The following is a 24,646-nucleotide window of genomic DNA, read 5'->3' on the forward strand; positions in this document are numbered from 1 at the left end:
TATCTATTGTTACAGAGAACTTTTTAAAGTTCTACGTATTTCCATGATTTTCATGGCTATCTGTGCTGCCCGAATCGGATCATTTTCCTGTTCGGCTTGCCTTTGTTCCGCCAGCAGCTGGCTAATATCCGTCTTATTTACTTGCTCGCGCTTAATGGTACGAATATAATCACTGATCTCCTGATCACTGATATCCTCCACCACCGGCAGCATGGCTGTCTGGATGACCAGCTGCTGCAAGGAAGGATCCTCCAATGATGATACGAATTGGCTCACATCCGCATCATTGCCTTCTTCATAAAAAGCGTACAGATGAGTAGCAATCACCTGAACCTGATCCGTTATGAATGAAGCCCCTATCTCTTCCTGTACTTTATCCGCAATTGCCGCTGTTCTAAGCATATGCGCCAAGAGCTGTTTTTCTGCCGTTTGAAAAGCAGTTGGTATTTTTTTTTCATAATGACGGGATTGCTGCTTTGGAGCCGGCGTTTTAGCAGTGTTGCTGACTCTTCTCTTGCTTTCCCGTTTGCGCAGTCTGGGCTCAAGATCGGAGACAAGCGTATCCATGGAAAGATCCATTGCGTTCGACAGCTCCCGCAAATAGTGTTCCCGTTCTACAGAGCTTTCAATCTGCGCAATCTCATCCAATACCTTTTCTACATACTGCAGGCGATCTCCTTCAAGTGAAAGGTTGTAGTCCTGCTTTAAGTAGTGCATCATGAAGGACATAGCCGTCAGCGCTGCATCAATGATGGATCGTTTGAATTTTTCTGCTCCATGCTCGCGGATGTAGTCATCTGGATCGAGACCATCCCGAAGCATTGCGACACGTACATGATTGCCGGTCTTTTGCAGGATTTGCAAAGCTCGATAAGTCGCTTCAAACCCTGCATTATCGCCGTCGTAGCAAATGACTACCTGTTCCGCATACCGTTTCAAAAGCCTTGCTTGGGTCTCTGTTAGAGATGTTCCAAGCGTCGCAACACCGTTTCTTACACCTGCCTGATGCGCTGCAATTACATCATTATATCCTTCGAATACAACAACCTGGCCAGATTTGCGGATCTCACTTCTTGCCAAATCGAAATTGAACAGCATTCTTCCTTTTTGGAAAAGCTCACTTTCGGAACTGTTCAAGTACTTCGGTTCCTGACCTCCGCCTAATGTACGGCCGCCGAATCCTACTGTCTTACCGAGATGGTTCCGTATCGGGAAAATAACCCGCCCGCGGAAGCGATCTTGGGGCTTATTTTCTTTATCGGTTGAAAACAGACCAGTATGAAGCAGTTCTTGTGGCTTGTACCCTTTTCCTTCAAGGAATTTCACAGTAAAATCTCTGCTGTTTGGAGCAAAGCCGAGCTGGAAGGTGTCAATCGTCTCATCAGTCAAACCGCGACCAAGGAGGTATTCATAACCAGTCTTACCTTCTTTCGTATTGCGCAGCAAGTTATGGTAGAGCTTAACAACCCACTCATTTGCCTCAAGTGCAGTCTGCTCTTCACGGGATTGTCCGCGTTCCTGCTGCTCCGCTACGGAAGCAGGTACTTCTGTTCCACTTCTCTCAGCGAGCTTTTGAACAGACTGAGAGAAGGAAAGGCCTTCCAATTCCATTAGAAAAGTAAATACATTTCCTCCCTTTCCACAGCCAAAACAATGAAAAATCTGCTTTTCCTGGGTCACGGAGAATGAAGGAGATTTTTCACCATGGAAAGGACAAAGTCCGAAGTAGTTCCGGCCTTGTTTCTTTAATTGGACATGCTCGCCGATCACATCGACGATGTCATTTGATTTGCGGACTTCCTCGACTATTTCTTCTGGTATTGCACCAGCCATTCCACATCACCAACCTATATAATTCAACAACTTTCGTCTGATTCCTGCATTTTTCGACAATAAGACGAAAAAATAGTAAGGAATCTTCTTCTGTCGGCAGCTGTCAGCTTGGAAGGTCCCTTAATTCGTTTGCCCTGTCGTTGATTTTGGATTCGCATGTGCTTTCTTAGAAGTATCTCATCGGCATCTTCTTCCGTAATCAGCTCTCCGCGAGGTGTGATAACTGATACGCCCTTGACTGTAAGCAAAGTAGCCAATGCAAGATCTTGCGTTACAACACAAGATCCAGGCGTAATGTGATTCAGAATATACCAATCCACCGCCTGATCCACAGGGTCAAGCACCACCCAGGATGCATCTGAATCACTGCTCAGATGATTAATTGTGGTTACGAATTGGACAGGAACGTGATAGGCTGCACATGTAGAAACAATCTCCTGTTTGACAGGACAGCTATCTGCATCCACATAGACAATAGGGTTATGTGATTTCATGTCTCACTAATTCTACAATAAAATGCGGAATCCTTCCTTTTTCGTAAAATTTTTATAAAGCTTTTTACCTCAAGGGTTACCATTTAAACATATTTAATACTAACAACATTTTTTCACAAAAACTAATTATAATACAAACTATTTAAAAAAGCCATTATTTTAACTGTCGATCAAGATGCCTTGGAATGCTTCCGCAAACTGCTGTTCTTAGGTAATTTCCCGAAGAATAGCGAAGCAAAAGGCACATAGCGATGAAAAAGATAGATGATCAAAAAACAAACTCCCATTACAACTAGATAGCGCAGCAGTATCTGCATATGAAACAAATAGTTGCTGTACGCAGGTATTGATCTTGTCACATAATCCAGGATAAGCGGATGCAGCAGATAGTAACCGAAGGAATAGCTCGCAATTTGCTGTAATCTGTCTAGTGTCGGTGTCGAAAGCTTGTCTGCAATAGATTCAGCGAACCGGAAAATGCTGTAACAGCCTGTTACAAGGAAAACATAATTCACACTCTCATACAGAATGTTGTTCCACTCGAAGACATCTAGCGTTCCAGAAAGATAATAATAAATCGCAATAGCTGATCCTGCTATACCACTGATCACGAGCCAACCCCAGGTCGACCAGCGTTTGCTTTTCGCTTTTTCTCTATCATAATGTATGCCTATCCATCCGCCGAGCAATAAGGTACCCATCAATTGAAGGAATAATGGAAACGTGCTGAACGGCATATAGGTCTGCAGGGCAATGTAACCAATCTGCAGTATGCCTCCGAACACAAACATATATTTTCTGAAGATGGCTACTTTATGATCCAGCCATATCAGCAAAGGCAGCACTAAGTAAATTTGGACAATAAGAAATATAAAGTGCAGCTGATAGTAGCTTTCTCCAAAGAATATCCGCTTAGCAATTGCCGCTGGCTGCAAATCTCCAAAACCGAGCATCGCCTTGTGCAGCTCGTATACAATTGCCCAAATAATATAAGGAATCAAGATGAAGCTGACCCGCTTCTTGTAGTAGTCTTTCCATAAAGACTTTGTCAGCTTTTTGTGTTTGTATTGATAAAAGAAAACCAGGCCGGTAATTGCTATGAACAGTCCTGCTTCTATTCGAATGATACGGTTGATAAAATGATATTTTTCGTACGCATCACCTGCAAACGGCAGAACCGTAGCATACGCTCCCGTCACATGGACGAGTACGACAAGTGACATTGCTAAGAGCCGCATCAAATAAATAGATTGGATCTGCTGTTGTTTTTTCATGTTAGGTCTCCTTGTAGACATCATTTTACGAAATAGAAGAGGTAACAACAGATTGTCTGCTGTCACCTCTTCTGTTTTTATCGTAAAGATTCTACCGGAGGACCGTCAACATGATAAACAGAATCTTAACACTAACTTTGTACTAACTTAATCCTGTTGGTTGAGAACAGTTAAGATACTATTAGCAGTTTCTTCAACTGCTTTATTGGAAACATCAATTACACGACAGCCAATTCGCTCGGCAATTTTATCAAAATGTTCCAGTTCATGATTAATCCGGTCGATATTTGCATAGCTTGCTTGATCCCCAAGACCAAGTGCTTTCAAACGTTCCTTACGAATGTCATTCAGCTTCTCAGGACTGATGCGAAGGCCTATGCATTTGGCAGGATCCACTTGGAAAAGTTCCCTAGGCGGATCTACTTCCGGAACAATCGGGACATTCGCGACTTTCAGACGTTTGTGCGCCAAATATTGGGATAATGGTGTTTTGGATGTGCGTGATACACCAATGAGTACAATATCAGCACGGGCAATACCGCGTGGATCACGCCCATCGTCATAACGGACCGCAAATTCAATCGCTTCGATTCTTCGGAAATAATCTGCATCCAGACGATGGACAAGGCCTGGCTGCAGTTTTGGCTTCTGATGGAACATATCTGCCATCGCATCCATAAGCGGCCCCATCAAATCGATGCAAGGAATACCCTGTCTTTGTGCTTCGCTAGTAAGGAAAGCCCGGAAATCCGGATTAACCATTGTGAAGGCAATAATTGATGGACGTTCGCTTGCTTGCTTCAAAGTTTCTTCCAATATAGACGTGTTCTCTACATAAGGAACACGCTGTAAAGCAAACGGCTCTTCCAAATTGTACTGACTTAATGCTGCTTTTACAACGAGCTCTGCTGTTTCCCCTACAGAATCTGATACAACATAGACGATTGGTTTCTCCATCGGTTCCCCTCCTGGCTATATTTACATAAGTTCATTTCGAGCAAGTTCTACGAAAGCCTTCGTGATTGTTGTCTTTGTTATACGCCCAACTACTTTTGCGCCTGCTTCATTTGATCTTTCTATGACTGGCAGACTGTCGATTTGTTTGTCGATCAACCGATTGGCCGCTTCCACCAGCAATTCATCCGGATAACAAACAGCAACATTCGGCATCCTCGTCATTATGATGTGAACCGGAATATCCTGTAGCACCTGATTGCCGATACTTGCTCGCAGTAAATCCTTACGAGAAACAACTCCAACGAGATTATTGTCTTGATCGACTGCAAAAAGTGTTCCAACATCACTAAGGAACATTGCGCTGATCGCATCGTAAGCTGAATCATCCTCTTTGACGACAATCGGCATCGATTGGAAGGTCTCCACTTTGTATTTCATCAGTTTTTCTGTAATAATCTCTGAACCTGTCTTACCTGTATAGAAGTAACCAACACGCGGTCTTGCATCCAGGAACCCTACCATTGTAAGGATTGCCAAGTCAGGACGCAAAGTCGCCCGTGTCAGATTAAGCCGCTCCGCGATCTGTTCACCTGTTATCGGACCCGATTCTTTCACTATCGCGATAATCTGCTGTTGTCTTTTAGACAAATCCATGTTCATCACCTCTATCCAAGAACTGCCCTCATTGGACCTGTTTCCACTGTACTTTTGTTACATCAGCATAACTAAGAATCAGTGCAGCCAATTGGTTCAATAATGATAAGCGGTTCGTTTTCAATTTTTCATCCTCTGCCATGACCATTGTATGGTCGAAGAATGCATGGATAGTGTCAGCGAACGCTGCCAGTGTATCCAAAGCTTCTTTCGCTTGACGGTTGCTTGCAGCTTCCATATAAGCAGTTTTGTTTTGATTGAGCATGCTGTAGAGCTGCTTTTCGTATTCATTTTCAAATAACGCTTCTTCTACACCTTGATCCGCGCCTTTTTTAGCAAGGTTAATGACACGTCCCAATGCTTCCTGAACTGGTTTAAAGTTCTCATCTTGACGCAATACTTGCAATGTTTTCGCTTTAGCAAGTGTATACGGATAGTTACCGATTTGTACAGAAAGAACTGCTTCCACTACATCATGAGAGATGCCTTCTTCTTTCAGCAATTGAGAAGCACGCTGTTTGAAGAAATTGCGAATATCTTCTGTGTAAGTGTTCTTTTCAACTGTTGGTAGAGCTTGCTGCTCGAACAATTTCACTGTACGGTCAACAATTTCCTCTACTGTGATTTGCCAGTCTGTCTTCAATAGCATTTGGATAATACCGATTGCCTGACGACGCAAACCATAAGGATCTTGGGAACCAGTCGGAACATTACCGATGACCATGCTTCCTACAATTGTGTCCAGTTTGTCCGCAATGCTGACAATTGTACCTTCAACAGACTCTGGAAGCGCTCCATGGGAAGAAAGCGGCATATACTGTTCGCGAATTGCTTGAGCAACACTGTCAGCTTCGCCGAAATGGCGTGCATATTTCTCACCCATAATACCTTGTAATTCAGTGAATTCGTTCACCATATTCGTCACAAGGTCGAATTTGGCAATGCTTGCAGCGCGCTCTGCTCGAGCAGCAGTTTCCTTATCGATAGCTGCAGCTTCACTGATCATCTTCGCAATCTTCGTCACCCGGTCCACTTTATCCTGCAAAGTACCAAGTTCTACTTGATAAACCATTTTAGCCAGTTTTTCTTGTGCTTTCTCTATTGGCTGAGCTTTATCCTCAGCAAAGAAGAATTCCGCATCTTGGAGTCTAGCACGAAGCACCTTTTCGTTACCGCGAGCAACATTTTCCAAGTGATCGCTGTTACCGTTACGCACACCGATGAAATGTGGCAAAAGCTGTCCAGAAGGATCTGTTACTGGGAAATAACGCTGATGTTCTTTCATGCTCGTAATCAGTACTTCTTGCGGCAGATCAAGGAAGCTGGCAGCAAAATCACCATGGAATACAGTTGGGTATTCCACTAAATACAGCACTTCCTCCAAAAGATCTTCATCGATCGGAATATGCCAGCCGTTCGCTGTTTCCAATTGACGAATACCATCAATGATCATCTGTTGACGTTTCTTCTGATCTACAATGACAAATTGCTCTTCCAGTACAGAAGCATACGCAGCAGGATTATCAATTGTAGCCGTTTTTCCAAGGAATCGATGACCATAAGTAAGATTTGAAGATTCTGTTCCAGCTATCTCCATTGGAATGACAGATTCATCGTACAATGCAACGATCCAGCGAATTGGTCGCGCATAACGCAAGTTGCCAGATCCCCAACGCATATTCTTCGGAAAATGCAAGCTGAGCAGCACATCTTTGAATGATGGCAACAAGTCTGCTGCATGTTGACCTTTAACAAACTTTTTCACGTAAATATATTCTGTTCCATCCACATCTTTCGTGAAGATATCTTCAACTGTCGCACCTTGACCGCGCGTGAAACCTTGCGCTGCCTTCGACCATTGTCCTGCTTCATCTTTAGCGATTCGAAGTGCAGGTCCTTTTACTTCCTCTTCAATGTCAGGCTGCTTATCAGAAAGTGAAAGAATTGTAACCGCAACACGTCTCGGTGTAGCATGTACAAGTACCTTTTCAAAGGAGAGGCCTAACTCATTCAGCCATGCAGTCGTTTTGGTTTCCAACTGCTCAATAGTGCCAGGCAAAAACCGTGCCGGCATTTCCTCTAAACCAATTTCAAAAAGTACATCCTTATTCTGCATGCTCATCCGCTCCTTCTTTCAGCATTGGGAAACCAAGTCGTTCCCGTTCTGCTACATAGCTCTTCGCAATTGATCTTGCCAAATTCCGTACTCTGCCGATATAACCAGTTCGCTCCGTAACTGAGATAGCACCTTTGGCATCGAGCAAGTTGAATGTATGGGAACATTTCAGCACGTAATCATATGCAGGGAAGACGAGTCCTTGATCCATGATCCGTTTCGCTTCTTTTTCGTACATATCAAATAGCTGGAACAGCATGTCTGTATCAGATTCTTTAAATGTATACGTGCTATGCTCAAATTCCGGCTGCTTAAAGATATCTGCTACAGTAACACCATCTGTCCATTCAAGCTCGAAAACATTTTCTTTATCTTGGATGTAAGAAGCAAGTCGTTCCAGACCATATGTAATTTCAACCGAAACTGGTTTTGCTTCCAATCCGCCAATTTGCTGGAAATAAGTGAACTGCGTGATTTCCATACCATCAAGCCAAACCTCCCAGCCAAGTCCAGCAGCACCTAGCGTTGGGTTTTCCCAGTTATCCTCAACAAAGCGGATATCGTGCTTCAATGGATCAATGCCCAGTTTGCGAAGAGATTCCAAGTATAGTTCTTGGATGTTGTCTGGTGAAGGTTTCATGATCACTTGGAATTGATGATGCTGGTATAAACGGTTTGGGTTTTCCCCGTAGCGGCCGTCGGCTGGACGACGAGAAGGCTCTACATAAGCCACGTTCCACGGCTCGGGACCAAGACTGCGCAATAAAGTCATAGGGCTCATTGTTCCTGCCCCTTTTTCTACATCATACGCTTGCATCAATAGACAACCCTGGTCTGACCAATGCTTTTGTAACGTCAAAATCATATTTTGGATATTCATCGGATTCCCTCCATCTTCTTTTCATCAACGTCAGGATGGACAAAGAAAAATCCCGTCCCTATGCTGCCTAAACAGCATAGGGACGGGATTACCGCGGTTCCACCCTAATTGCTCCCAAATGGAAGCCACTCTTTTTTCCTTTTGCTCCAAAGCGCCTTCTCCGTCTGCCTTTGTTCTGGCTCCCACTATCCCAGATTCGCTATGCAAAGCACTGGACGGATACTACTCTTCTTCAACGCAAGCCGTCGATTTTGTAACTATCATACTAAAATGCCATACTAATTGTCAACAAACCTTTATTGAAGTTTATCTAATTGAGCAAGGAACTTCTTGCTTTTCAGGAAATACCCGCCGTACCGGTCATAATAAGTATCAAGTAACTCGTTCAAAAGCCGTTTCGTTTCTGGCTTAACTGAAATATTGCCAATCCGGGAGATATCAATACTCGAAAATAGCTGCAAGAGCTTTGTAACTTTTTCTGATAAAACATATGCATCCGGATCGAGATGCATACAGCGTCTGCAAAGCATACCGCCTTCCGGTACAGAAAACCGGTAAGGCATTTCCGTATTTCCGCAATTAACGCATTGATGTACTATCGGCGCGAAACCGCCGCGACGGAACATCTTTAATTCATAGATGATGCGCAAAACATCCGCATCTTTCCCATCATTGATCCATTCCATCACTTGAAGCAGCTGACGAAATAAATCAGGGTCAGGCTTATTATTATCTGTCAGCTTATCTGTCATTTCCGCTATATAGGACGCATAAGCTGTTTTGACGATGTCTTCACGAATTGACCTGAAGCTTTGAAGAGGTTCTCCTTGCTGCATGGCTCCCATACCCGAACCAAGCTGTACTAGAAATGAGCCAAAGATAAATGGCTGCGCTATAGCAGCCATCCTGCTTTTCGGCTTTTTCGCACCTCTGGCCATCACAGCAATTTTGCCGCGATCTTCTGTGAAAATCGTTATTATTTTGTGTGTCTCCCCATAATCCTGTGTGCGCAGGATTATTCCTTCTACATTTTGGAGCAACGCTCTCTCCCCACTCCTGTTGCTTACATTTTAGATTGAAGTCTATAACTTGGGAGCTCAATAATGTTATCTTGCTCCGGAGGTATTAGTGAATTGTACATTGTTTCAATTTCTTTCATCAATAAGTAGGTTTCGATACTCCCGGTCTTGCTAAAGATTTGCCAATGGAAATCAATCACAGGAAGTCCACCTTTCTATGCTTTTTTTAAGAAATGAATATACAAAACATTCTCCTAGTTAGGATGACACTCTCTCCTCAATCCATGTGCTTTAAATATTACCAGCTATCAATATTCTTCACGGCTGAAACCGTAATCATTGAGCTGCGCTTGCTTATTTCGCCAATCAGGCTGCACCTTAACCCAAAGCTCGAGAAATACCTTACTACCAAGCAGCATCTCTATATCTCTACGCGCCAGCTTCCCGACTTGTTTGAGCATACTGCCCTGTTTGCCGATAATGATTCCTTTTTGCGATTTACGTTCGGTGATGATTGTCGCCTGGATGAATACCTTTTCCGTATCACTGTGGCGATTCTCGATTGCTTCAATGACAACTGCAATTGAATGCGGTATTTCTTCCCGCGTCAAATGCAGTACCTTCTCGCGAATGAGCTCACTTACAACGAAGCGTTCCGGGTGGTCCGTCACTTGGTCTTCTGGGTAATATTGAGGGCCCTCTGGCAAATATCCTTTTAGCGTTTCAAGTAAACGCGCCGTATTATTGCCTTCCAGTGCACTGATTGGGACAATTTCTGTGAAGTCCAACTTGTCCTTATACAACTCGATAAGTTCGAGCAGCTTATCCGGATGGACCTTATCAATTTTATTCAAAACTAGGAAAACAGGGCCTTCGACTCTCTGCAGACGTTCAAGGATAAATTGATCCCCTCTGCCATAGCCCTCTTCTGCATTGACCATGAACATGACAGCGTCCACTTCATTCATTGTATTCTCTGCAGTCTTCACCATAAAATCTCCGAGCTTATGCTTCGGTTTGTGGATACCAGGCGTATCAATAAAGATAAACTGAGCGTCATCCTGTGTAAGGACACCTTGGATCCGATTACGCGTCGTCTGCGGCTTATCACTCATTATAGAGATCTTCTGACCGACAAAACGATTTAATAAAGTTGATTTTCCAACATTCGGTCGCCCGATGATGGATATGAAACCAGAACGAAATTCTTTCTCCATGCTGTTATATTCCTCCAAGTACTAGTACGATAAAAACTTCAAGTACTATAAAATGTTGTATCTCTATCTTACTACAAATCCCCCGCCACTTCATCCATTCGACAAAAGGGGTTAAAAAAATCAAAAGCGAAACCCAAAAGCGGAGGGAACCGTTAAGAAACGAAGTGGTAAGCAAGGAAGCCCAGAGTGGGTGATTTCCCCACGGCGGGATTCATTGCTTACAACGCAGTTTCTGGTTCCCGCAGCTAGCCGATAACCAAAAGCGGACAGAACCGTTTAGAAATGAAGAAGTAAGTGAGAAAGCCTGGAGTAAGGTGTTCTTTCCTTACGCAGGGATTTATCGCTTACGGCGCAGTCCCTGGCTCCCGCAGCTAGCCGATACCCAAAAGCGGAGAAGGCCGTTTAGAAACGGAGGGGTAAGCAAGAAAGCCCGGAGTAAGGTGTTCTTTCCTTACGCAGGTATTTATCGCTTACGGCACAGTCCCTGGCTCCCGTAGCTAGCCGCTAACCAAACCAAGAAAAACCGCCCATCTTCATGGACGGTTTTCCTCTCACAATACAGAAATGATTTCCGGAACGAAAACGACCAAGCCTACACAAATAGCAGTGATGGCTGCAATGAGGACAGCTCCTGCAGCAATATCTTTAATAAGGCCTGCTGCTTTGCTTTGCTCTGGTGAAAGATGATCCATCATGAGCTCGATGACTGTATTAATCATTTCCGTCACAATAACGAATCCGATACTTAAAAGGATAGCCGCCCATTCAGCCGGATCTATTCGAAAAATCACACCTGTTATTAGCGCGATTAATGCTGCGATCGTATGGATGCGGAAGTTCCTCTCCTCAAGGAATGTCCAGCGTAATCCATTCCACGCATAGCGAAATCCGATTCCGGATTTAGTTTTCTTCCCGTTTGAGTCCGAAGCCATTCAAAATCTCCTCTTGTCGACCGAACATCTTCTTCTCATCTGCCTCGTTCATATGATCATATCCTAAGAGATGCAGGAAACCATGCAGAGCTAAAAAACCGAGCTCTCTTTCTACGCTATGCTCATACTCTTCTGCCTGTTCCTTAGCTTTGTCGACAGAAATAATGATATCACCGTAAACAATTGGGATTTCTTCTCCGATGATCTGCTGTTCCCCTTCTCCTTCTTCTTGCATGGCGAAGGATATGACATCTGTCGGTGCATCCTTTTGACGATAATTTCGGTTGATTATCTGTATTTCATTATTGTCCACAAAAGTGATGCTCATCTCTGCTTCCTCTGTTATTTCCTCTGCATCTGCTGCGTATTGGATCAGTCGATCAATCAGATCAACATAATCTGCTGTCACGCTATTTGTTTTATCGTGAAAATCAATATGCATTAGTTTGCCTCCTTCACTTTTTCTTCATCCGGGTATTCAATTCGGGAATGGAATATTCCCGTAAGGACCTGACAAATCGCTTCTTTGATTACTTGCAAATCCTGCAACGTCAACGGTGCACAATCCAGCTGGCCATCCATTAGCTTATCCTTGATGATACTGTCTACCAAGCTGCTGATTTTTTCCTGAGTCGGCTCTTTCATGGAACGAACCGCCGCTTCAACAGAATCACAAATCGATAGGACTGCTGCCTCTTTTGTAGACGGCTTTGGACCAGGATAACGATAAGTTTCTTCTTTTACTTCTTTATTATATTCCTTTTCTTTGTAGTAAAAAAACTTCAAAAGCGATGTGCCGTGATGCTGTTTGGCCATATCAACAATTTCTTTTGGGAAATGGTTATTTAACAGCATTTGTGCTCCATCATATGGATGGCGAATGATGATTTCCGCACTTTGCCGTGGTGACAGCTTGTCATGCGGATTGTTTCGTCCCATTTGATTCTCAATGAAAAGCTGCGGCTGCCGTGTTTTGCCAAGATCGTGGTAATAAGCACCGACTCTGGCGAGCAGGCCGTCCGCTCCGATTGCTTCGCATGCTGCTTCACACAAGTTGGCTACCATGATGCTGTGATGGTATGTCCCAGGTGCATCTGTAAGGATTTTTTTCAGCAACGGATGATTTGGTTTCGATAATTCCAAAAGCTTCGTTTCGGAAAGAACTCCAAATCCAGCTTCGACAAACGGAAGAATACCTGCTACAAGTATAACTGTCAATATGGCAGAAAAGACGGCAAATCCAACATAAAGCAGTACCGCTTCCCAAGCATATTTCTCGAATGCAAAGAATAAGAATAACAATACACTAATTACTTGTACACTTGCCAGTAATAGCAGCGCTTTTGCCATCGCAGTCTTATCTTTTACATTGCGAATAGAATAAACAGCTGCGAGTTGAGCGAACAAGAAGTAAAGTGTTGCCTCCATATTCAAAGAACCAGGTATTTCGTCATTTAAGATGATTCCAGCCAATATACTGTACACGATTGCATATCCAATAGCGAACCGTTCGCTCAGCAGATGCCGGAATAGAACAGCTGCAAATGCAGCAGGCAACAGCAAATAATAATGCTGATCTGTTGTTCCAAGTGCGCTAACCAGCTTTAATAACAGGACAGACATACACATAAGCAAAAACGTAAACAACAGGACAGACTTACTCGGTCTAGTCTGTTTTTTTAATGTATGTATCGTTTCGTATGCCAAAACACCGACTAAGAGAGCCATAAATAGTACGAGACCAACGAGTGGCAGGACATTCCTTGTATTGTTTAAAAGACCTACGAGCTTCAATTCCTCATATACATCGTTCGTGATCGTCTGGCCTTCCTGAACGATAATTTGGCCTGCACGAATCATGACAGGTGCCACGCTTTGCTGCGCTTCAGCTCTTGCTGAAGCTGTGTCCGGCGCGTCAAAGGATGCATTCTGAACAATGGCAAAGCTAGTCAGCGAACGGAGCGCTTGCTTAGCTCCAGCGGACACGTCTGCATAACCGATTCGTTCTCCCATCTCTTCCTGCGTCTGCTGTACCTCATCGCGTTTTACTCCATCTTCAAGATATCCAGTCATAGTATCTACAAATACTTTTTCACTGACTTCTCTTTCGTCTGATGGTATTTGGATTAACTGTTCCAACTGTCTATCCGTCAAATCTTCCTTAACAGATTCAGAAAGCAGGTTCTTGACTGACTCGACTCTTCGATCAATAGGTTGATCGGCATCATTTGCTTGTTCGATTGCAGAGAAAATCTCTTCTACTGCATCCGTTTTCGATTCGGTGATTTCAGATGATACTGTGTAACGGTCATCTATTTGCTGGCTGGCTTCCTGCCTTTGCCTTTCCGTTTGGGCTTCATTCTCGATCGTAATCGGCGAACGGATCGTTTCAGTTGCTGCATCATAAATCTGGACGTCATAATTCTTTGTCGTCACATTGGAAGCTGTCGTAATGAAGAAGAAGCACCCTAGCAATACTGCTCCTATCAGGATGAATGCACGTTCGCCAGCTCCAGAATTCCTTCTAAACAGGTCCTTGAACTTCTTTCTAGCCACGCTCTACCCTCCTATCAGACTGAACCGAAAAGGACCCGAAGCCGGGCCCTGTCCTTTTTACTCTGATTCGTACGCTTCGATAATCCGCTGCACGAGCGGATGGCGCACTACATCTGTTTGTTTTAAGTAAGTAAAATATATACCTTTTACATTACTTAGCTTTGTTTCAATAGAACGCAGACCAGATAGAGCACCTTTTGGCAAGTCAATCTGAGTCAAATCGCCAGTGATGACCATCTTGGACCCAAAACCGAGTCTGGTAAGGAACATCTTCATCTGTGCGTTTGTCGTGTTCTGTGCTTCATCCAGGATAACAAAAGCATCATCCAGTGTACGCCCGCGCATATAAGCAAGCGGAGCGATCTCAATCGTACCTCGTTCAATCAAACGGGTCGTCTGTTCTAAACCGAGAACATCATGTAAGGCGTCGTATAACGGACGCAGATACGGATCCACCTTCTCCTTCAAGTCGCCAGGCAGGAATCCGAGGCTTTCGCCCGCTTCGACTGCTGGCCTTGTTAAGATGATGCGCTTGACGATACCCTTTTTCAAGGCATTAACGGCCATGACGACCGCCAAATATGTTTTACCTGTACCGGCAGGTCCAATACCGAAAACCAAGTCATTAGACTTGATACCATTGATATAATTCCGCTGACCGAGCGTTTTGACTCGAATTGATTTGCCTTTTGCATTTTTCGTTATTTCATCGTCAAATAATGTTTCGAATTGATCTAACTTATCTTTTTTAGCTAATTCAATAGCGTAAACCACATCACGTTCTCCGATTGGAATGCCACGTCGAATGACAGCAGCCAACGCTTGCAGCAGCTCCTCTGTAGTCCGGACTTCTTCTTCCGGACCAGTTACGCGAACTTCTTCCCCTCGCGTTACAATGGATACACGGAAATGTTCTTCAATCTGCTTTAGATTGCGATCCTCCGTGCCAAACAGAGCTAATGTTTCATTGGTATCTTTTAATTGCAGATTCACACGTTTTACGTCTTCAGGCATAATCAATCTCCTTGAGATATAGGTTGAGATGTTGCAATATCTTCATTTACTTGAAAGTATAAGATTAATTTAACTTTACCATTCTCGACAGTCTCATGTAAAATTTTTTGAGAAATAATGTCAGCATCAGCGCCAACTTGGAGCTGCAAATCCTGCTTGGCCAGTTTTTCAGCCTGTGCAATTGCTTCTTCCTTTGTCCGTTTTACTTGTTTGGTAACCCTCTCATATTCTGTCGTTTTCCCCATCCCAATCGGCAACTCCCAGCGAAGGAACCGGAGATGACGGACTGATGTTTGTTCCTGAGAATCCTTGAATTCGGTTTCCCCGAACCCCCAAACCGGCAGCTGGAAGCTGTCTCCAAACTGAATGGCATATTTATTATCCTGCTTACCGCTAAGAACAGTATATGTTTCTTCAAGCGGAACTGCTGCAGACACATTATACCACGTCCTAGCGATGACATTACCTGTCGCAGCAACATGCTTGCGTGTATCCTTTTGCTCTGTCTTATCCTTTTGATCCTTGTTTACAGGAGGCGGTTCATTTCCGATTAAACCTGAGACAAGCACATCCCCGGGCTCTACATAATCATGGACTCCAACTTGCGCTACTCCCTCTGATACAAACATATCGACGATAACACCTTTTTTCTTTGCGACAAGATGACGGGGACCTGGTTGTTCCTCTTCTTTTACGATTGTTTTCGGCACACCTTCCAATGCATAGGTTGTCCCTTTCTCTTGCACTCCTATCCAAAGAAGATCCGGAATATCCTGTAACAAACGCTGCTGTATATCGACTGGAGCACCAAGTGTCAGCTTGAATGCCCCTAAACGTACACCATAATCGTCCAGCTTCGTTTCTATTTGATGTTCTAATTCAGGGCTTACGCCTCTTACTTCGATTTTCCATACTGTATTTGATAGGAAAAAGATGGACAGGATGCTGATGGCAATACCAAGCAGCAACGGTTTCTTATGCAGCAATGCAGTGAAGAGGAAAGGAAAACCATGCTTGCTGCGGAATTGTATTTTGTAGCCTGTCCCTCTTCGCTGCATGCGAAGCTTACTTATATCCTGTTTCCTGATCTTCGCTTCACATGTCTGGCTGTCCTTTTTGATGATATCCCAGACTAGGACTTTCTCCTGCACAAGCTGATTGAAAAAAAGCTCCGGTCTGTCCCCTTTAATCAGAACGGTCACATATCCAGTAAAATAAATATCCTGTGTGTGCTTTTTCATACGTACCTCCCCGATCCGCTTGCCTTATGAATCAATGAATTTAAACTCCTTCATTTTGCCTTCGAGTAAGATCTCCTCCGGCAGCATGACTTTGAGTACGAAGGATTCCCCTGTTATACGAAGAAAACCTGTGTTGAGCCGCAGCCTAAGTTCGTTATCCGAAAATAACACAAGTCCTCTGTGATTTTCGATATAGGCATGAAAATGGCCAATCGTCGTAATGCGAGGGAGTTCAAGCACCACATCAGCAGGCATATCCAAATGCTCGGTGAACCAATTTCCGATCCGCTGCTGCCATTTTTTCATTTCCACCAGCTCCCCTCTGCACATTCTATGTTGCAGAGGGTGAAGTAAGAACAGTCTGACGCACGAAAAAAGCGAGCCCTTTATTGGACTCGCTTGTTGTAAGTTCGATGTGGTTTTTTTGCACGCGGTTCTCCAAGTATCTCCGACCAGAGAACTTGTTCCGCTAATTGTCTGCTAGTCGGCCGTTTCAGCCTGATAGGCTTAGCTATCTTTTGATCTTCTTTATTACTACGGAGAGAGGAGGCACTTTGCACTCCTACAACTTGTTGGATTGCATCAGTCGCCTGCTTCCTTAATTCATCAGCTTTCTGCTCCGCTTGAACCAGTTCTGGTGCTTTAACTTGCTTCTGCTTTTGCTGACGCTGTTCCTTGCTAGTGCGCGGCTGCTTCTCCTGCCAGTTCTTGACCGGAGGCTGCGTGCGTCGGGGATCATTATTTTCTTTATCCCCTTTTTTGGCTGCTGCGTTAAAGAAGAAAGCAATGGCAGCAATTGCTAACGGCACGAGAAATTGCAACATATCAAACATGCACCTGCCACCTTTCTAAAACTTAACGTTCTTCCTCTTCATTGTTTGACAAGTCGCCAATGCTATCACGCATCGTTGTATCTGCATTGATGTTTTGATAGTTCATATAATCCATTACACCCATATTACCTGAACGCAGTGCTTCAGCAAGCGCAAGCGGGACTTCGGCTTCTGCTTCTACTACCTTCGCACGCATTTCTTGTACGCGTGCTAAGTTTTCCTGCTCTTGCGCTACAGCCATCGCACGACGTTCTTCAGCTTTGGCTTGGGCAATATTCTTATCTGCCTCTGCCTGATCCGTTTGAAGCATCGCCCCGATGTTTTTACCGATATCAATGTCTGCGATATCGATGGATAAAATTTCAAATGCAGTACCAGAGTCCAAACCACGCTCCAACACATTATGTGAGATTTTATCCGGGTTTTCCAACACGTTCTTATGGTTCGTGGAGCTACCGATGGTACTGACAATCCCTTCACCTACACGCGCGATGATGGTATCCTCTCCGGCACCACCCACAAGTCGGTCGATATTGGCACGCACAGTGATACGAGCTTTCGCTTTCACTTCGATTCCATCAATCGCCACACCAGAAATGAACGGTGTTTCAATCACTTTCGGATTTACACTCATCTGCACGGCTTCCAATACATCACGACCAGCAAGGTCGATCGCTGCTGAGCGTTCAAATGGTAATTCGATATTCGCACGGTGTGCTGCAATAAGTGCATTGACGACGCGATCGACATTACCTCCTGCCAGATAATGACTCTCCAGCTGGTTTGTATCGACCTTCAAGCCTGCTTTATGGGCTTTAATCAATGGATTGATTACACGTGATGGAATAACACGTCTTAAACGCATCCCTACCAATGTGAAGATGCTGATACGGACACCTGCTGCTAGGGCACTAATCCACAATGCAACTGGTACGAAGGTAAATAGGATAATCAAAGCAATCAAAATGACTGCAGCAATAATAATCGGTACAATAATATCTTGATTCATTCTGTTTCCTCCTTGTTCGTCACTGGACTGACGATAATTTTCATGCCTTCTGTACGGATAACAACTATTTCAGACCCTTTAGCTACATACCTGCCTTCTGTGATGACATCCATCACCCTGCTCTCTATTTCAGCTACACCGGACGGTCGCAGTGGTGTTTTTGCCACACCGCGTTTACCGATGATAGACGTTAAACTAGGGAGCGTATCTGGTCTAAGTGTTTCCTGAAGGATCATCGGCTTAAACATACCCTTTTCAAAACCAACGATTCGAATCACATAGATGACAGCAATAATGGTAACAATAAAAGCAATACTGACGCTAATCATCATATCGGCTCTGTCTGCCGACATTCGGAACAACGCCCAGAGCAATCCTATCATACCAAGTATGCCCACTATGCCTCCAGGTACGAATAATTCCAAGACAAGTAAAATGATAGCTGCAGTCAAAAGCAGAATATCCGTATTTGTCACTAGTCCTGCCGCAATGTGACCGTAAAGGAAGATTCCTCCGGCAGCGATCCCTAGTATCCCGCCTGCTCCAAAGCCAGGTGTGAACATCTCGACTGCCAATCCAGCAAAAGCTATAGAAAGCAGGATTGTAACAAGTACCGGAGAAGTTATCAACGTCTGCATCGTTTCGCTGAAGTTGGACATCGCTGTTTGAAGGCTTGGAAGCGTGATATATTGCAGCATAGAAAATCCTCCTGACCCCGACTGGTTTCGTTTCAGTTGTTATGTACAGTAACTTATACGCTTGGATTAAGAAAAGGTTTCATATGTAGATAAATTTTCGTATAAATGCAGAAATCCCAATCATTCAATGATTGGGATTTCCTTAGATATTCATATAACTATCAGTTAAGACAAGTGCTTATTCACGAGTTTATTAACTAAAGAACCATCGGTTTTGCCTTTGACTTTCGGCATAACAGCGCTCATGACTGAGCCCATGTCTTTCTTGGAAGTAGCTCCTACTTCCGTGATGGTCTGTTTAATAATGTCTTCAAGTTCTTCTTCCGAAAGCTGTTCTGGCATATAATCTTTCAGTACCTGAAGCTCAGCTTCAAGCTTCTGGGCAAGATCATCGCGTCCAGCTTCTTGGAATTCTTGGAGGGAATCTTTTCGTTGTTTTACCTCACGAGATAAAACGGTAAGTTCTTCATCTTCTGACAGCGTGTCATTTCCAGTACGAATTGCTTCATTCTGCAGGGCAGCTTTCACCATACGGATTACGCTGAGCGTTTCCTTATCCCTTGCTTTCATGGCAGTCTTCATATCCTGGTTCAGACGTTCTGTTAATGACATATCTCTTTGCACCCTCTTTGCTTACTTACGCTTTCTAGCCGCCTCAGATTTTTTCTTGCGACGTACACTAGGTTTTTCGTAAAATTCACGCTTACGGTATTCAGATAGAGTACCGCTTTTAGAAACAGTGCGCTTAAAGCGACGAAGAGCATCTTCAAGAGACTCGTTTTTGCGAACGCGAGTAGTGTTTGACATGCTAATTTCCCTCCCTCCGAAGCATACAACAATGTGCTAACTCATATGCACTGCTGCATATGTCTTTGCTCATTATAATATAATGCTAAATCCTGGTCAATAGAAACGTGCAGAATCATGCACATTTCATAATTCTTCTTAATAATCGCTGCTTCCAGCTTCACCTGCGATGATCTGAACACCTGCGCTCGCACCAATGCGAGTAGCTCCTGCTTCGATCATAGCTAGCGTTGCTTCGCGATCACGTACGCCACCGGAAGCCTTAACACCAATGTCCGGACCGACAGTCTTACGCATTAATTTAATATCTTCTACTGTTGCACCACCACCGGAGAAACCTGTAGAAGTCTTGACAAAATCAGCTCCAGCTTTCACTGCAAGCTCACAAGCTGTTACTTTTTCTTCCTCAGTCAGCAATGATGTCTCAATGATCACTTTCGTCAGAACACCTGCTGCTGCTTCCACAACTGCACGGATATCAGACTCAACTGTCACTAAATCACCAGATTTCAAAGCACCAACGTTGATGACCATATCGATCTCGCCAGCACCTTTATCAATAGCATCCTTTGTTTCCAAAGCTTTTACAGCACTAGTTGATGCGCCAAGCGGGAAACCAATGACAGTACAGACCTTTACATCTGTACCTTTCAGCTGCTGGGCACAATGGGAAACCCAATAAGGATTAACACAGACAGAAGCGAATTTATGGGTTGCCGCTTCCTGAACAATAACATCGATCTGTTCCTTTGTCGCATCAGGCTTAAGTAGTGTGTGATCAATATATGCAGCGATATTTTCCAAGAGAAATAACTCCTTTTATAGTCAAGTTAGATAGTTACGCTTGCTTCCTCATCGTCCATAACTCGAACGAATTGACCTTCATTATACGGATAGCCAGCTTTGGTTAGCTTCACGCGGACAATTTTACCAACCATATCCGGTGTTGCTTCAAATTTCACTTTCAAATAGTTATCTGTGTAGCCAACATATAACGTGTCGGATTCATTTGCATCATAAAGTTCTTCCGGAATGACTTCCAAAACTTCATTCTCAAACTGAGAAGCATATTCCTTCGCTTGCTGATCCGAAAGTGTAATGAGACGATGAACACGCTCATTCTTCGTTTCGTCATCCACTTGATCCGTCATACGTGCAGCAGGCGTTCCGGTACGTTTGGAATATGGGAACACGTGAAGTTCGCTATAGCCGACTTCCTGAATGAAACGGTATGTTTCCATGAATTCCTCTTCTGTCTCACCTGGGAATCCAACAATCACATCACTTGTAATGGCAAGATTAGGCAAAGCCTTCTTCACTTTATCAATTTTGCTGCGATAGAAGTCTGAAGAATACTTACGGCGCATGCGTTTCAAAACGGAATCAGAACCAGATTGAAGCGGTATATGCAAATGGCGTACGATTTTATCAGATTCATCCAGTACTTGGATAACTTCATCTGTTATCTGACTTGCTTCAATGGATGAAATACGAATTCGTTTCAATCCGCGTACGTTATTTTCCAATTCTCGCAGCAATTTTGCAAAATTGTAATCCTGCATATCCTCACCATATCCTGCAGTATGGATTCCAGTAAGGACGATTTCCTTGTATCCAGCATCCACAAGCTGCTGAGCCTGCTTCATGACGTCCTCCGGGTTACGGGAGCGAAGCAATCCGCGGGACCAAGGTATAATACAGAAAGTACAGAAGTTATTGCAGCCTTCCTGAATTTTCAATGACGCACGCGTACGATCAGTAAAGGCAGGAACATCCATTTCCTCAAAGACGCGGTTTTTCATGATGTTCGAGACTCCGTTGATCGGTTCCTTCTTCACCTTGAATTCCTCGATATGCTCAATCATTTTGTCCCGGCCCTGGGTACCTACAACGATGTCCACTCCCGGAATCTCCATAATTTCACCAGGTGAAGTCTGCGCATAACACCCGGTAACACAAATGACACCTTCTGGATTTTTGCGTACTGCCCGGCGGATGACTTGGCGGCTTTTCTTATCCCCAGTGTTCGTAACGGTGCATGTGTTGACTACATACACGTCAGACTGGTGATCAAAATCTACCCTTTCATAGCCCTGAGCTTTGAACTTCTGCCAAATACCTTCCGTCTCATAATGGTTTACTTTACAACCTAATGTGTGGAATGCCACTGTAGGCATGGTAAAACACCTCATTCTTCAAAATGGTACGATAGACTAGCCAACATATACAATGGTGCGGTTTCCGTGCGTAAAATACGAGGCCCGAGCCTGATAGGTGCAAAACCTGCATTTTGAAGCGCATTTGCTTCTGATTCACTGAACCCGCCCTCTGGTCCGATTACGACAAGCACATTGTCTGATGGTGAAATGTGCTGGAATACAGAGCGAAGCGGCTCTGCCTTAAACCCTTTTGCCGCTTCTTCATAAGCGAACAATTTGTGCTTATATGTATCGCTGCTATCAAGCAGCATTTGGAATGATTGCACATCTTCGATCGCAGGGATAATTAAACGACTGGACTGCTCTGCAGCTTCTTTGGCAATCTTTTCGAGCCGCTGCCGCTTCTTGTCCTTCTTTTTCTCGTCCCATTTTACAACGGATCGAGCAGCTTGGAAAGGGACAAATGCGGATGCACCCAATTCCGTTCCTTTTTGCACGATCCATTCCAATTTGTCACCCTTGGGAAGTCCTTGGGCAATCGTCACTGATACCGGCATTTCAGTATTCATGTCAACTTTTTCTAATACGGATACAGTAACATGATCTGACGCCAATTCATCAATCTCACATTTTGCTGCATGCCCATCCGGATGAACACAGATGATTGTGTCACCTGTTTTCATCCGCATCACGCGAATAATATGATGGGCATCCTGTCCATTCAATGTAATCCGGTTATCCTGCCAATTGGCAGGTTCTACGAAATAGCGCTGCATACGCTCACCTCTGCCTTAATTCTTCTTTGCAATGATGGCGACCCAATCTTCCATTTCATTGACTTCAACAATATCGAAACCAGATGCGATCAAGGCGTCTTTTACGTCGCCTTTCTTCTGACTGATAATGCCGCTCGTAATGAACAGACCGCCTGGTTTGATCAATTTGTATGCGTCATCTGTAAATTTCAAGATGATTTCAGCAAGGATATTAGATACAATAACGTCCGCTTCAACCTCAACGCCTTCAAGCAAATTATTCGCACTGGCAGTAATGCGGTCAGCAGTTTGATTCAGCTCGGCATTGATTTTAGTACTGTTTACCGCTACATCATCGAGATCAAATGCGTGTACATGCTCAGCACCAAGCAATACTGCAGCGATGCTCAGCACACCAGAACCGGAACCAACATCAATAACAATGTCGCCTTTACTTATATAACGTTCGATTGCCTGTACACTTAGTACTGTCGTCGGATGAGTCCCTGTACCAAAAGCCATGCCGGGATCAAGTTCCATAATCACTTCATCGCTTGCTACTGGTGTATACTCTTCCCATGTCGGTATGATAGTGAACGTTTCAGAGATCTTTACTGGTTTGTAGTATTTCTTCCAAGCTGTAGACCAATCTTCTTCATCTACTTCACTGACCGACACTTCGTTAGCACCAATGTCAATCTGATATTCTCTCAGATTTGTAATCGCAGCTTTGATTTCATTCACCGATTCATTCAAAAAACTGTTAAGTGGCAAATATGCTTTCACAAAGATGCCTTCTGCCGGATAATCATTCGGATCCAGCGCATAAATTTCACCAAAAGTTGTTTTGTGATCCTTGACCAAATCCTCTGGATCTTGGATCACTACACCGCTGGCACCTGCTTCATGCAGGATATTCGAAATCGGCTCAATCGCTTCATTCGTAGTATGGATACACAGCTCCGCCCATTTCACGTACACGTCACTCCTTTTATTAAGACTCACCTTTGAACGCACGTCTCATACGTGTAAAAATGCTGTCATTCTGTTCATCAGTTGGGTCATTACCGCTAATATCATTGAGTTCACGCAAAAGTTCCTTCTGACGGTCAGACAAATTTGTAGGTGTTACAACACGAATTTTTACATGCTGATCTCCTTGGCCATATCCGCGAACATTTGGTGAACCTTTGCCTTTCAAACGGAATGTGCGTCCGGTTTGAGTACCTGCAGGAACCTTAAGATTCACTGCGCCATGAACTGTCGGCACTTCAATTTCATCACCAAGTGCTGCTTGAGCAAATGTAATCGGCATTTCACAATAAATATTGTCGCCTTCCCGGTCAAAGAACTCATGACTGCGGACTTGAATGACAACATAAAGATCTCCTGGAGGTCCTCCATTGACACCAGCTTCTCCTTTACCTGATACGCGGATCTGCTGTCCATCATCGATGCCTGCTGGTACTTTGATATGGATTTTGTTGCGTTTGCGCACACGACCGGAACCACTGCATGTTTTACACTTGTCCGGAATGATTTTACCTGTTCCATTACATGTATTACATACACGGCGGTTCACAACACGGCCGAATGGTGTATTTTGTTCCACATTAAGCTGTCCGCTTCCGTTACAATGCGTACAAGTCTTCGGCTTGGTGCCTGGTTTAGCTCCAGAACCGTGACAAGTATCACACTCCTCTTCTTTTGGAATCTCAATATCGGTTTCTTTTCCGAAGATTGCTTCCTCAAAGCTAAGCGTCATTGTGTATTGTAAATCTGCACCTTGACGAGGCGCATTCGGATCACTGCGGCGTCCGCCGCCACCGAAGAACATATCGAAAATGTCGCCAAACCCGCTAAAATCTTGAGCTCCAGCTCCGCCGAAGCCTTGGCTCTGCGGTCCGGCATGGCCAAACTGATCATACTGGGTACGCTTTTGTTCATTGCCGAGTACTTCATAGGCTTCTTTTGCCTCTTTGAACTTATCGGCTGCATCTTCCGCCTTATTCACATCTGGGTGGTATTGGCGCGCAAGTTTGCGATATGCTTTTTTTATTTCTTCCTTCGAGGCCTCTTTACCGACACCAAGCACATCGTAGTAATCCCGCTTACTCACTGACAATCACTCTCCCGACTCTCATCTTTACATAAATTTTATCATACCATTAAGCCATAAAGGCAGCAAATGCGCTAAA

At 44.1% G+C, this 24,646-nt stretch carries 26 protein-coding genes; all 26 read right to left on the bottom strand.

Features of this window, described 5'->3' with window-relative positions; genetic code table 11:
* Nucleotides 1-9: 9 nt before the first annotated feature.
* The 26 genes from dnaG to dnaJ all read right to left on the bottom strand — a co-directional run bounded on the left by dnaG (nucleotide 10) and on the right by dnaJ (nucleotide 24,567).
* Nucleotides 10-1,833: a DNA primase gene (gene dnaG, locus GZ22_RS08995; protein WP_038561390.1), complete on the bottom strand. Its 1,824-nt coding sequence runs from the start codon at nucleotides 1,831-1,833 to the stop codon at nucleotides 10-12.
* Between the two features lie 23 nt (nucleotides 1,834-1,856).
* Nucleotides 1,857-2,327 (bottom strand): YaiI/YqxD family protein, encoded by a 471-nt coding sequence (locus tag GZ22_RS09000; RefSeq protein WP_038561393.1) that lies wholly within the window; start codon nucleotides 2,325-2,327, stop codon nucleotides 1,857-1,859.
* A gap of 170 nt (nucleotides 2,328-2,497) precedes the next feature.
* Nucleotides 2,498-3,601, bottom strand: coding sequence for an acyltransferase (locus GZ22_RS09005; RefSeq protein WP_038561395.1), 1,104 nt, complete (start codon nucleotides 3,599-3,601; stop codon nucleotides 2,498-2,500).
* A gap of 147 nt (nucleotides 3,602-3,748) precedes the next feature.
* Nucleotides 3,749-4,558, bottom strand: a complete 810-nt coding sequence (locus tag GZ22_RS09010) for a pyruvate, water dikinase regulatory protein (protein WP_038561398.1) — start codon at nucleotides 4,556-4,558, stop codon at nucleotides 3,749-3,751.
* A gap of 21 nt (nucleotides 4,559-4,579) precedes the next feature.
* Nucleotides 4,580-5,212 (bottom strand): transcriptional regulator CcpN, encoded by a 633-nt coding sequence (gene ccpN, locus GZ22_RS09015; protein WP_038561401.1) that lies wholly within the window; start codon nucleotides 5,210-5,212, stop codon nucleotides 4,580-4,582.
* Between the two features lie 28 nt (nucleotides 5,213-5,240).
* Nucleotides 5,241-7,328, bottom strand: a complete 2,088-nt coding sequence (gene glyS, locus GZ22_RS09020) for a glycine--tRNA ligase subunit beta (RefSeq protein WP_038561403.1) — start codon at nucleotides 7,326-7,328, stop codon at nucleotides 5,241-5,243.
* Nucleotides 7,318-8,208: a glycine--tRNA ligase subunit alpha gene (gene glyQ, locus GZ22_RS09025; protein ID WP_038561406.1), complete on the bottom strand. Its 891-nt coding sequence runs from the start codon at nucleotides 8,206-8,208 to the stop codon at nucleotides 7,318-7,320. The genes glyS and glyQ overlap by 11 nt, the downstream gene beginning before the upstream one ends.
* Before the next feature lie 296 nt (nucleotides 8,209-8,504).
* Entirely contained in the window at nucleotides 8,505-9,248 is a 744-nt protein-coding gene (gene recO, locus GZ22_RS09030; RefSeq protein ID WP_038561409.1) for a DNA repair protein RecO, read from the bottom strand.
* Nucleotides 9,249-9,271: 23 nt separating this feature from the next.
* On the bottom strand, nucleotides 9,272-9,427 hold the full coding sequence (locus GZ22_RS19050) for a YqzL family protein (protein WP_084160705.1): 156 nt from the start codon (nucleotides 9,425-9,427) through the stop codon (nucleotides 9,272-9,274).
* A 108-nt stretch (nucleotides 9,428-9,535) separates the two neighbouring features.
* Nucleotides 9,536-10,444, bottom strand: coding sequence for a GTPase Era (era, locus tag GZ22_RS09035; protein WP_038561411.1), 909 nt, complete (start codon nucleotides 10,442-10,444; stop codon nucleotides 9,536-9,538).
* Between the two features lie 551 nt (nucleotides 10,445-10,995).
* Nucleotides 10,996-11,376, bottom strand: a complete 381-nt coding sequence (locus tag GZ22_RS09040) for a diacylglycerol kinase family protein (protein WP_038561414.1) — start codon at nucleotides 11,374-11,376, stop codon at nucleotides 10,996-10,998.
* Entirely contained in the window at nucleotides 11,345-11,818 is a 474-nt protein-coding gene (ybeY, locus tag GZ22_RS09045; RefSeq protein WP_038561416.1) for an rRNA maturation RNase YbeY, read from the bottom strand. Before ybeY ends, GZ22_RS09040 begins: the two co-directional genes overlap by 32 nt.
* Nucleotides 11,818-13,932, bottom strand: a complete 2,115-nt coding sequence (locus GZ22_RS09050) for an HD family phosphohydrolase (protein WP_051748153.1) — start codon at nucleotides 13,930-13,932, stop codon at nucleotides 11,818-11,820. Before GZ22_RS09050 ends, ybeY begins: the two co-directional genes overlap by 1 nt.
* A 57-nt stretch (nucleotides 13,933-13,989) precedes the next feature.
* On the bottom strand, nucleotides 13,990-14,946 hold the full coding sequence (locus tag GZ22_RS09055; protein WP_038561419.1) for a PhoH family protein: 957 nt from the start codon (nucleotides 14,944-14,946) through the stop codon (nucleotides 13,990-13,992).
* Between the two features lie 2 nt (nucleotides 14,947-14,948).
* Complete coding sequence (gene yqfD, locus GZ22_RS09060) at nucleotides 14,949-16,187, bottom strand: sporulation protein YqfD (RefSeq protein WP_038561421.1); 1,239 nt, start codon at nucleotides 16,185-16,187, stop codon at nucleotides 14,949-14,951.
* A gap of 24 nt (nucleotides 16,188-16,211) precedes the next feature.
* Nucleotides 16,212-16,493, bottom strand: coding sequence for a sporulation protein YqfC (yqfC, locus tag GZ22_RS09065; protein ID WP_038561424.1), 282 nt, complete (start codon nucleotides 16,491-16,493; stop codon nucleotides 16,212-16,214).
* A gap of 80 nt (nucleotides 16,494-16,573) precedes the next feature.
* Nucleotides 16,574-17,020, bottom strand: coding sequence for a hypothetical protein (locus GZ22_RS09070; protein WP_038561427.1), 447 nt, complete (start codon nucleotides 17,018-17,020; stop codon nucleotides 16,574-16,576).
* Nucleotides 17,021-17,042: 22 nt separating this feature from the next.
* Nucleotides 17,043-18,029 (bottom strand): flotillin-like protein FloA, encoded by a 987-nt coding sequence (gene floA / locus GZ22_RS09075; protein WP_038561429.1) that lies wholly within the window; start codon nucleotides 18,027-18,029, stop codon nucleotides 17,043-17,045.
* Nucleotides 18,026-18,727: an NfeD family protein gene (locus GZ22_RS09080; protein ID WP_038561432.1), complete on the bottom strand. Its 702-nt coding sequence runs from the start codon at nucleotides 18,725-18,727 to the stop codon at nucleotides 18,026-18,028. Before GZ22_RS09080 ends, floA begins: the two co-directional genes overlap by 4 nt.
* A 165-nt stretch (nucleotides 18,728-18,892) precedes the next feature.
* Nucleotides 18,893-19,339, bottom strand: a complete 447-nt coding sequence (locus GZ22_RS09085) for a GatB/YqeY domain-containing protein (protein ID WP_038561434.1) — start codon at nucleotides 19,337-19,339, stop codon at nucleotides 18,893-18,895.
* Between the two features lie 21 nt (nucleotides 19,340-19,360).
* Nucleotides 19,361-19,534 carry a 30S ribosomal protein S21 gene (gene rpsU / locus GZ22_RS09090; protein WP_077308578.1) on the bottom strand — a complete coding sequence of 58 codons (174 nt, stop codon included), beginning with the start codon at nucleotides 19,532-19,534 and terminating at the stop codon, nucleotides 19,361-19,363.
* A 138-nt stretch (nucleotides 19,535-19,672) separates the two neighbouring features.
* Nucleotides 19,673-20,338: a deoxyribose-phosphate aldolase gene (gene deoC / locus GZ22_RS09095; RefSeq protein WP_038561442.1), complete on the bottom strand. Its 666-nt coding sequence runs from the start codon at nucleotides 20,336-20,338 to the stop codon at nucleotides 19,673-19,675.
* A 26-nt stretch (nucleotides 20,339-20,364) separates the two neighbouring features.
* Nucleotides 20,365-21,711 (bottom strand): tRNA (N(6)-L-threonylcarbamoyladenosine(37)-C(2))-methylthiotransferase MtaB, encoded by a 1,347-nt coding sequence (gene mtaB, locus GZ22_RS09100; RefSeq protein WP_038561445.1) that lies wholly within the window; start codon nucleotides 21,709-21,711, stop codon nucleotides 20,365-20,367.
* Nucleotides 21,712-21,722: 11 nt separating this feature from the next.
* Nucleotides 21,723-22,469 (bottom strand): 16S rRNA (uracil(1498)-N(3))-methyltransferase, encoded by a 747-nt coding sequence (locus GZ22_RS09105; protein WP_038561447.1) that lies wholly within the window; start codon nucleotides 22,467-22,469, stop codon nucleotides 21,723-21,725.
* A gap of 15 nt (nucleotides 22,470-22,484) precedes the next feature.
* On the bottom strand, nucleotides 22,485-23,423 hold the full coding sequence (gene prmA, locus GZ22_RS09110) for a 50S ribosomal protein L11 methyltransferase (RefSeq protein WP_038561450.1): 939 nt from the start codon (nucleotides 23,421-23,423) through the stop codon (nucleotides 22,485-22,487).
* 19 nt (nucleotides 23,424-23,442) lie between these two features.
* The gene (gene dnaJ, locus GZ22_RS09115; protein WP_038561452.1) at nucleotides 23,443-24,567 is read right to left on the bottom strand and encodes a molecular chaperone DnaJ; all 1,125 of its coding nucleotides are present in this window, start codon (nucleotides 24,565-24,567) and stop codon (nucleotides 23,443-23,445) included.
* Nucleotides 24,568-24,646: the final 79 nt, after the last annotated feature.

The organism is Terribacillus saccharophilus (assembly GCF_000725365.1).
Lineage (GTDB): Bacteria > Bacillota > Bacilli > Bacillales > Amphibacillaceae > Terribacillus > Terribacillus saccharophilus.

What these genes read in the sequence shown, in the direction of transcription:
- GZ22_RS09040 (WP_038561414.1), bottom strand. Translation starts at nt 11,376, where the DNA reads ATGGCTTCGGACTCAAACGGGAAGAAAACTAAATCCGGAATCGGATTT.
- GZ22_RS09000 (WP_038561393.1), bottom strand. Translation starts at nt 2,327, where the DNA reads ATGAAATCACATAACCCTATTGTCTATGTGGATGCAGATAGCTGTCCT.
- floA (WP_038561429.1), bottom strand. Translation starts at nt 18,029, where the DNA reads ATGAATCAAGATATTATTGTACCGATTATTATTGCTGCAGTCATTTTG.
- GZ22_RS09080 (WP_038561432.1), bottom strand. Translation starts at nt 18,727, where the DNA reads ATGCTGCAATATATCACGCTTCCAAGCCTTCAAACAGCGATGTCCAAC.
- GZ22_RS09105 (WP_038561447.1), bottom strand. Translation starts at nt 22,469, where the DNA reads ATGCAGCGCTATTTCGTAGAACCTGCCAATTGGCAGGATAACCGGATT.
- glyQ (WP_038561406.1), bottom strand. Translation starts at nt 8,208, where the DNA reads ATGAATATCCAAAATATGATTTTGACGTTACAAAAGCATTGGTCAGAC.
- yqfD (WP_038561421.1), bottom strand. Translation starts at nt 16,187, where the DNA reads ATGAAAAAGCACACACAGGATATTTATTTTACTGGATATGTGACCGTT.
- GZ22_RS09070 (WP_038561427.1), bottom strand. Translation starts at nt 17,020, where the DNA reads ATGTTTGATATGTTGCAATTTCTCGTGCCGTTAGCAATTGCTGCCATT.
- GZ22_RS09005 (WP_038561395.1), bottom strand. Translation starts at nt 3,601, where the DNA reads ATGAAAAAACAACAGCAGATCCAATCTATTTATTTGATGCGGCTCTTA.
- GZ22_RS09085 (WP_038561434.1), bottom strand. Translation starts at nt 19,339, where the DNA reads ATGTCATTAACAGAACGTCTGAACCAGGATATGAAGACTGCCATGAAA.
- ybeY (WP_038561416.1), bottom strand. Translation starts at nt 11,818, where the DNA reads ATGCATATTGATTTTCACGATAAAACAAATAGCGTGACAGCAGATTAT.
- dnaG (WP_038561390.1), bottom strand. Translation starts at nt 1,833, where the DNA reads ATGGCTGGTGCAATACCAGAAGAAATAGTCGAGGAAGTCCGCAAATCA.
- glyS (WP_038561403.1), bottom strand. Translation starts at nt 7,328, where the DNA reads ATGCAGAATAAGGATGTACTTTTTGAAATTGGTTTAGAGGAAATGCCG.
- mtaB (WP_038561445.1), bottom strand. Translation starts at nt 21,711, where the DNA reads ATGCCTACAGTGGCATTCCACACATTAGGTTGTAAAGTAAACCATTAT.
- rpsU (WP_077308578.1), bottom strand. Translation starts at nt 19,534, where the DNA reads ATGTCAAACACTACTCGCGTTCGCAAAAACGAGTCTCTTGAAGATGCT.
- GZ22_RS09055 (WP_038561419.1), bottom strand. Translation starts at nt 14,946, where the DNA reads ATGCCTGAAGACGTAAAACGTGTGAATCTGCAATTAAAAGATACCAAT.
- ccpN (WP_038561401.1), bottom strand. Translation starts at nt 5,212, where the DNA reads ATGGATTTGTCTAAAAGACAACAGCAGATTATCGCGATAGTGAAAGAA.
- era (WP_038561411.1), bottom strand. Translation starts at nt 10,444, where the DNA reads ATGGAGAAAGAATTTCGTTCTGGTTTCATATCCATCATCGGGCGACCG.
- yqfC (WP_038561424.1), bottom strand. Translation starts at nt 16,493, where the DNA reads ATGAAAAAATGGCAGCAGCGGATCGGAAATTGGTTCACCGAGCATTTG.
- GZ22_RS09010 (WP_038561398.1), bottom strand. Translation starts at nt 4,558, where the DNA reads ATGGAGAAACCAATCGTCTATGTTGTATCAGATTCTGTAGGGGAAACA.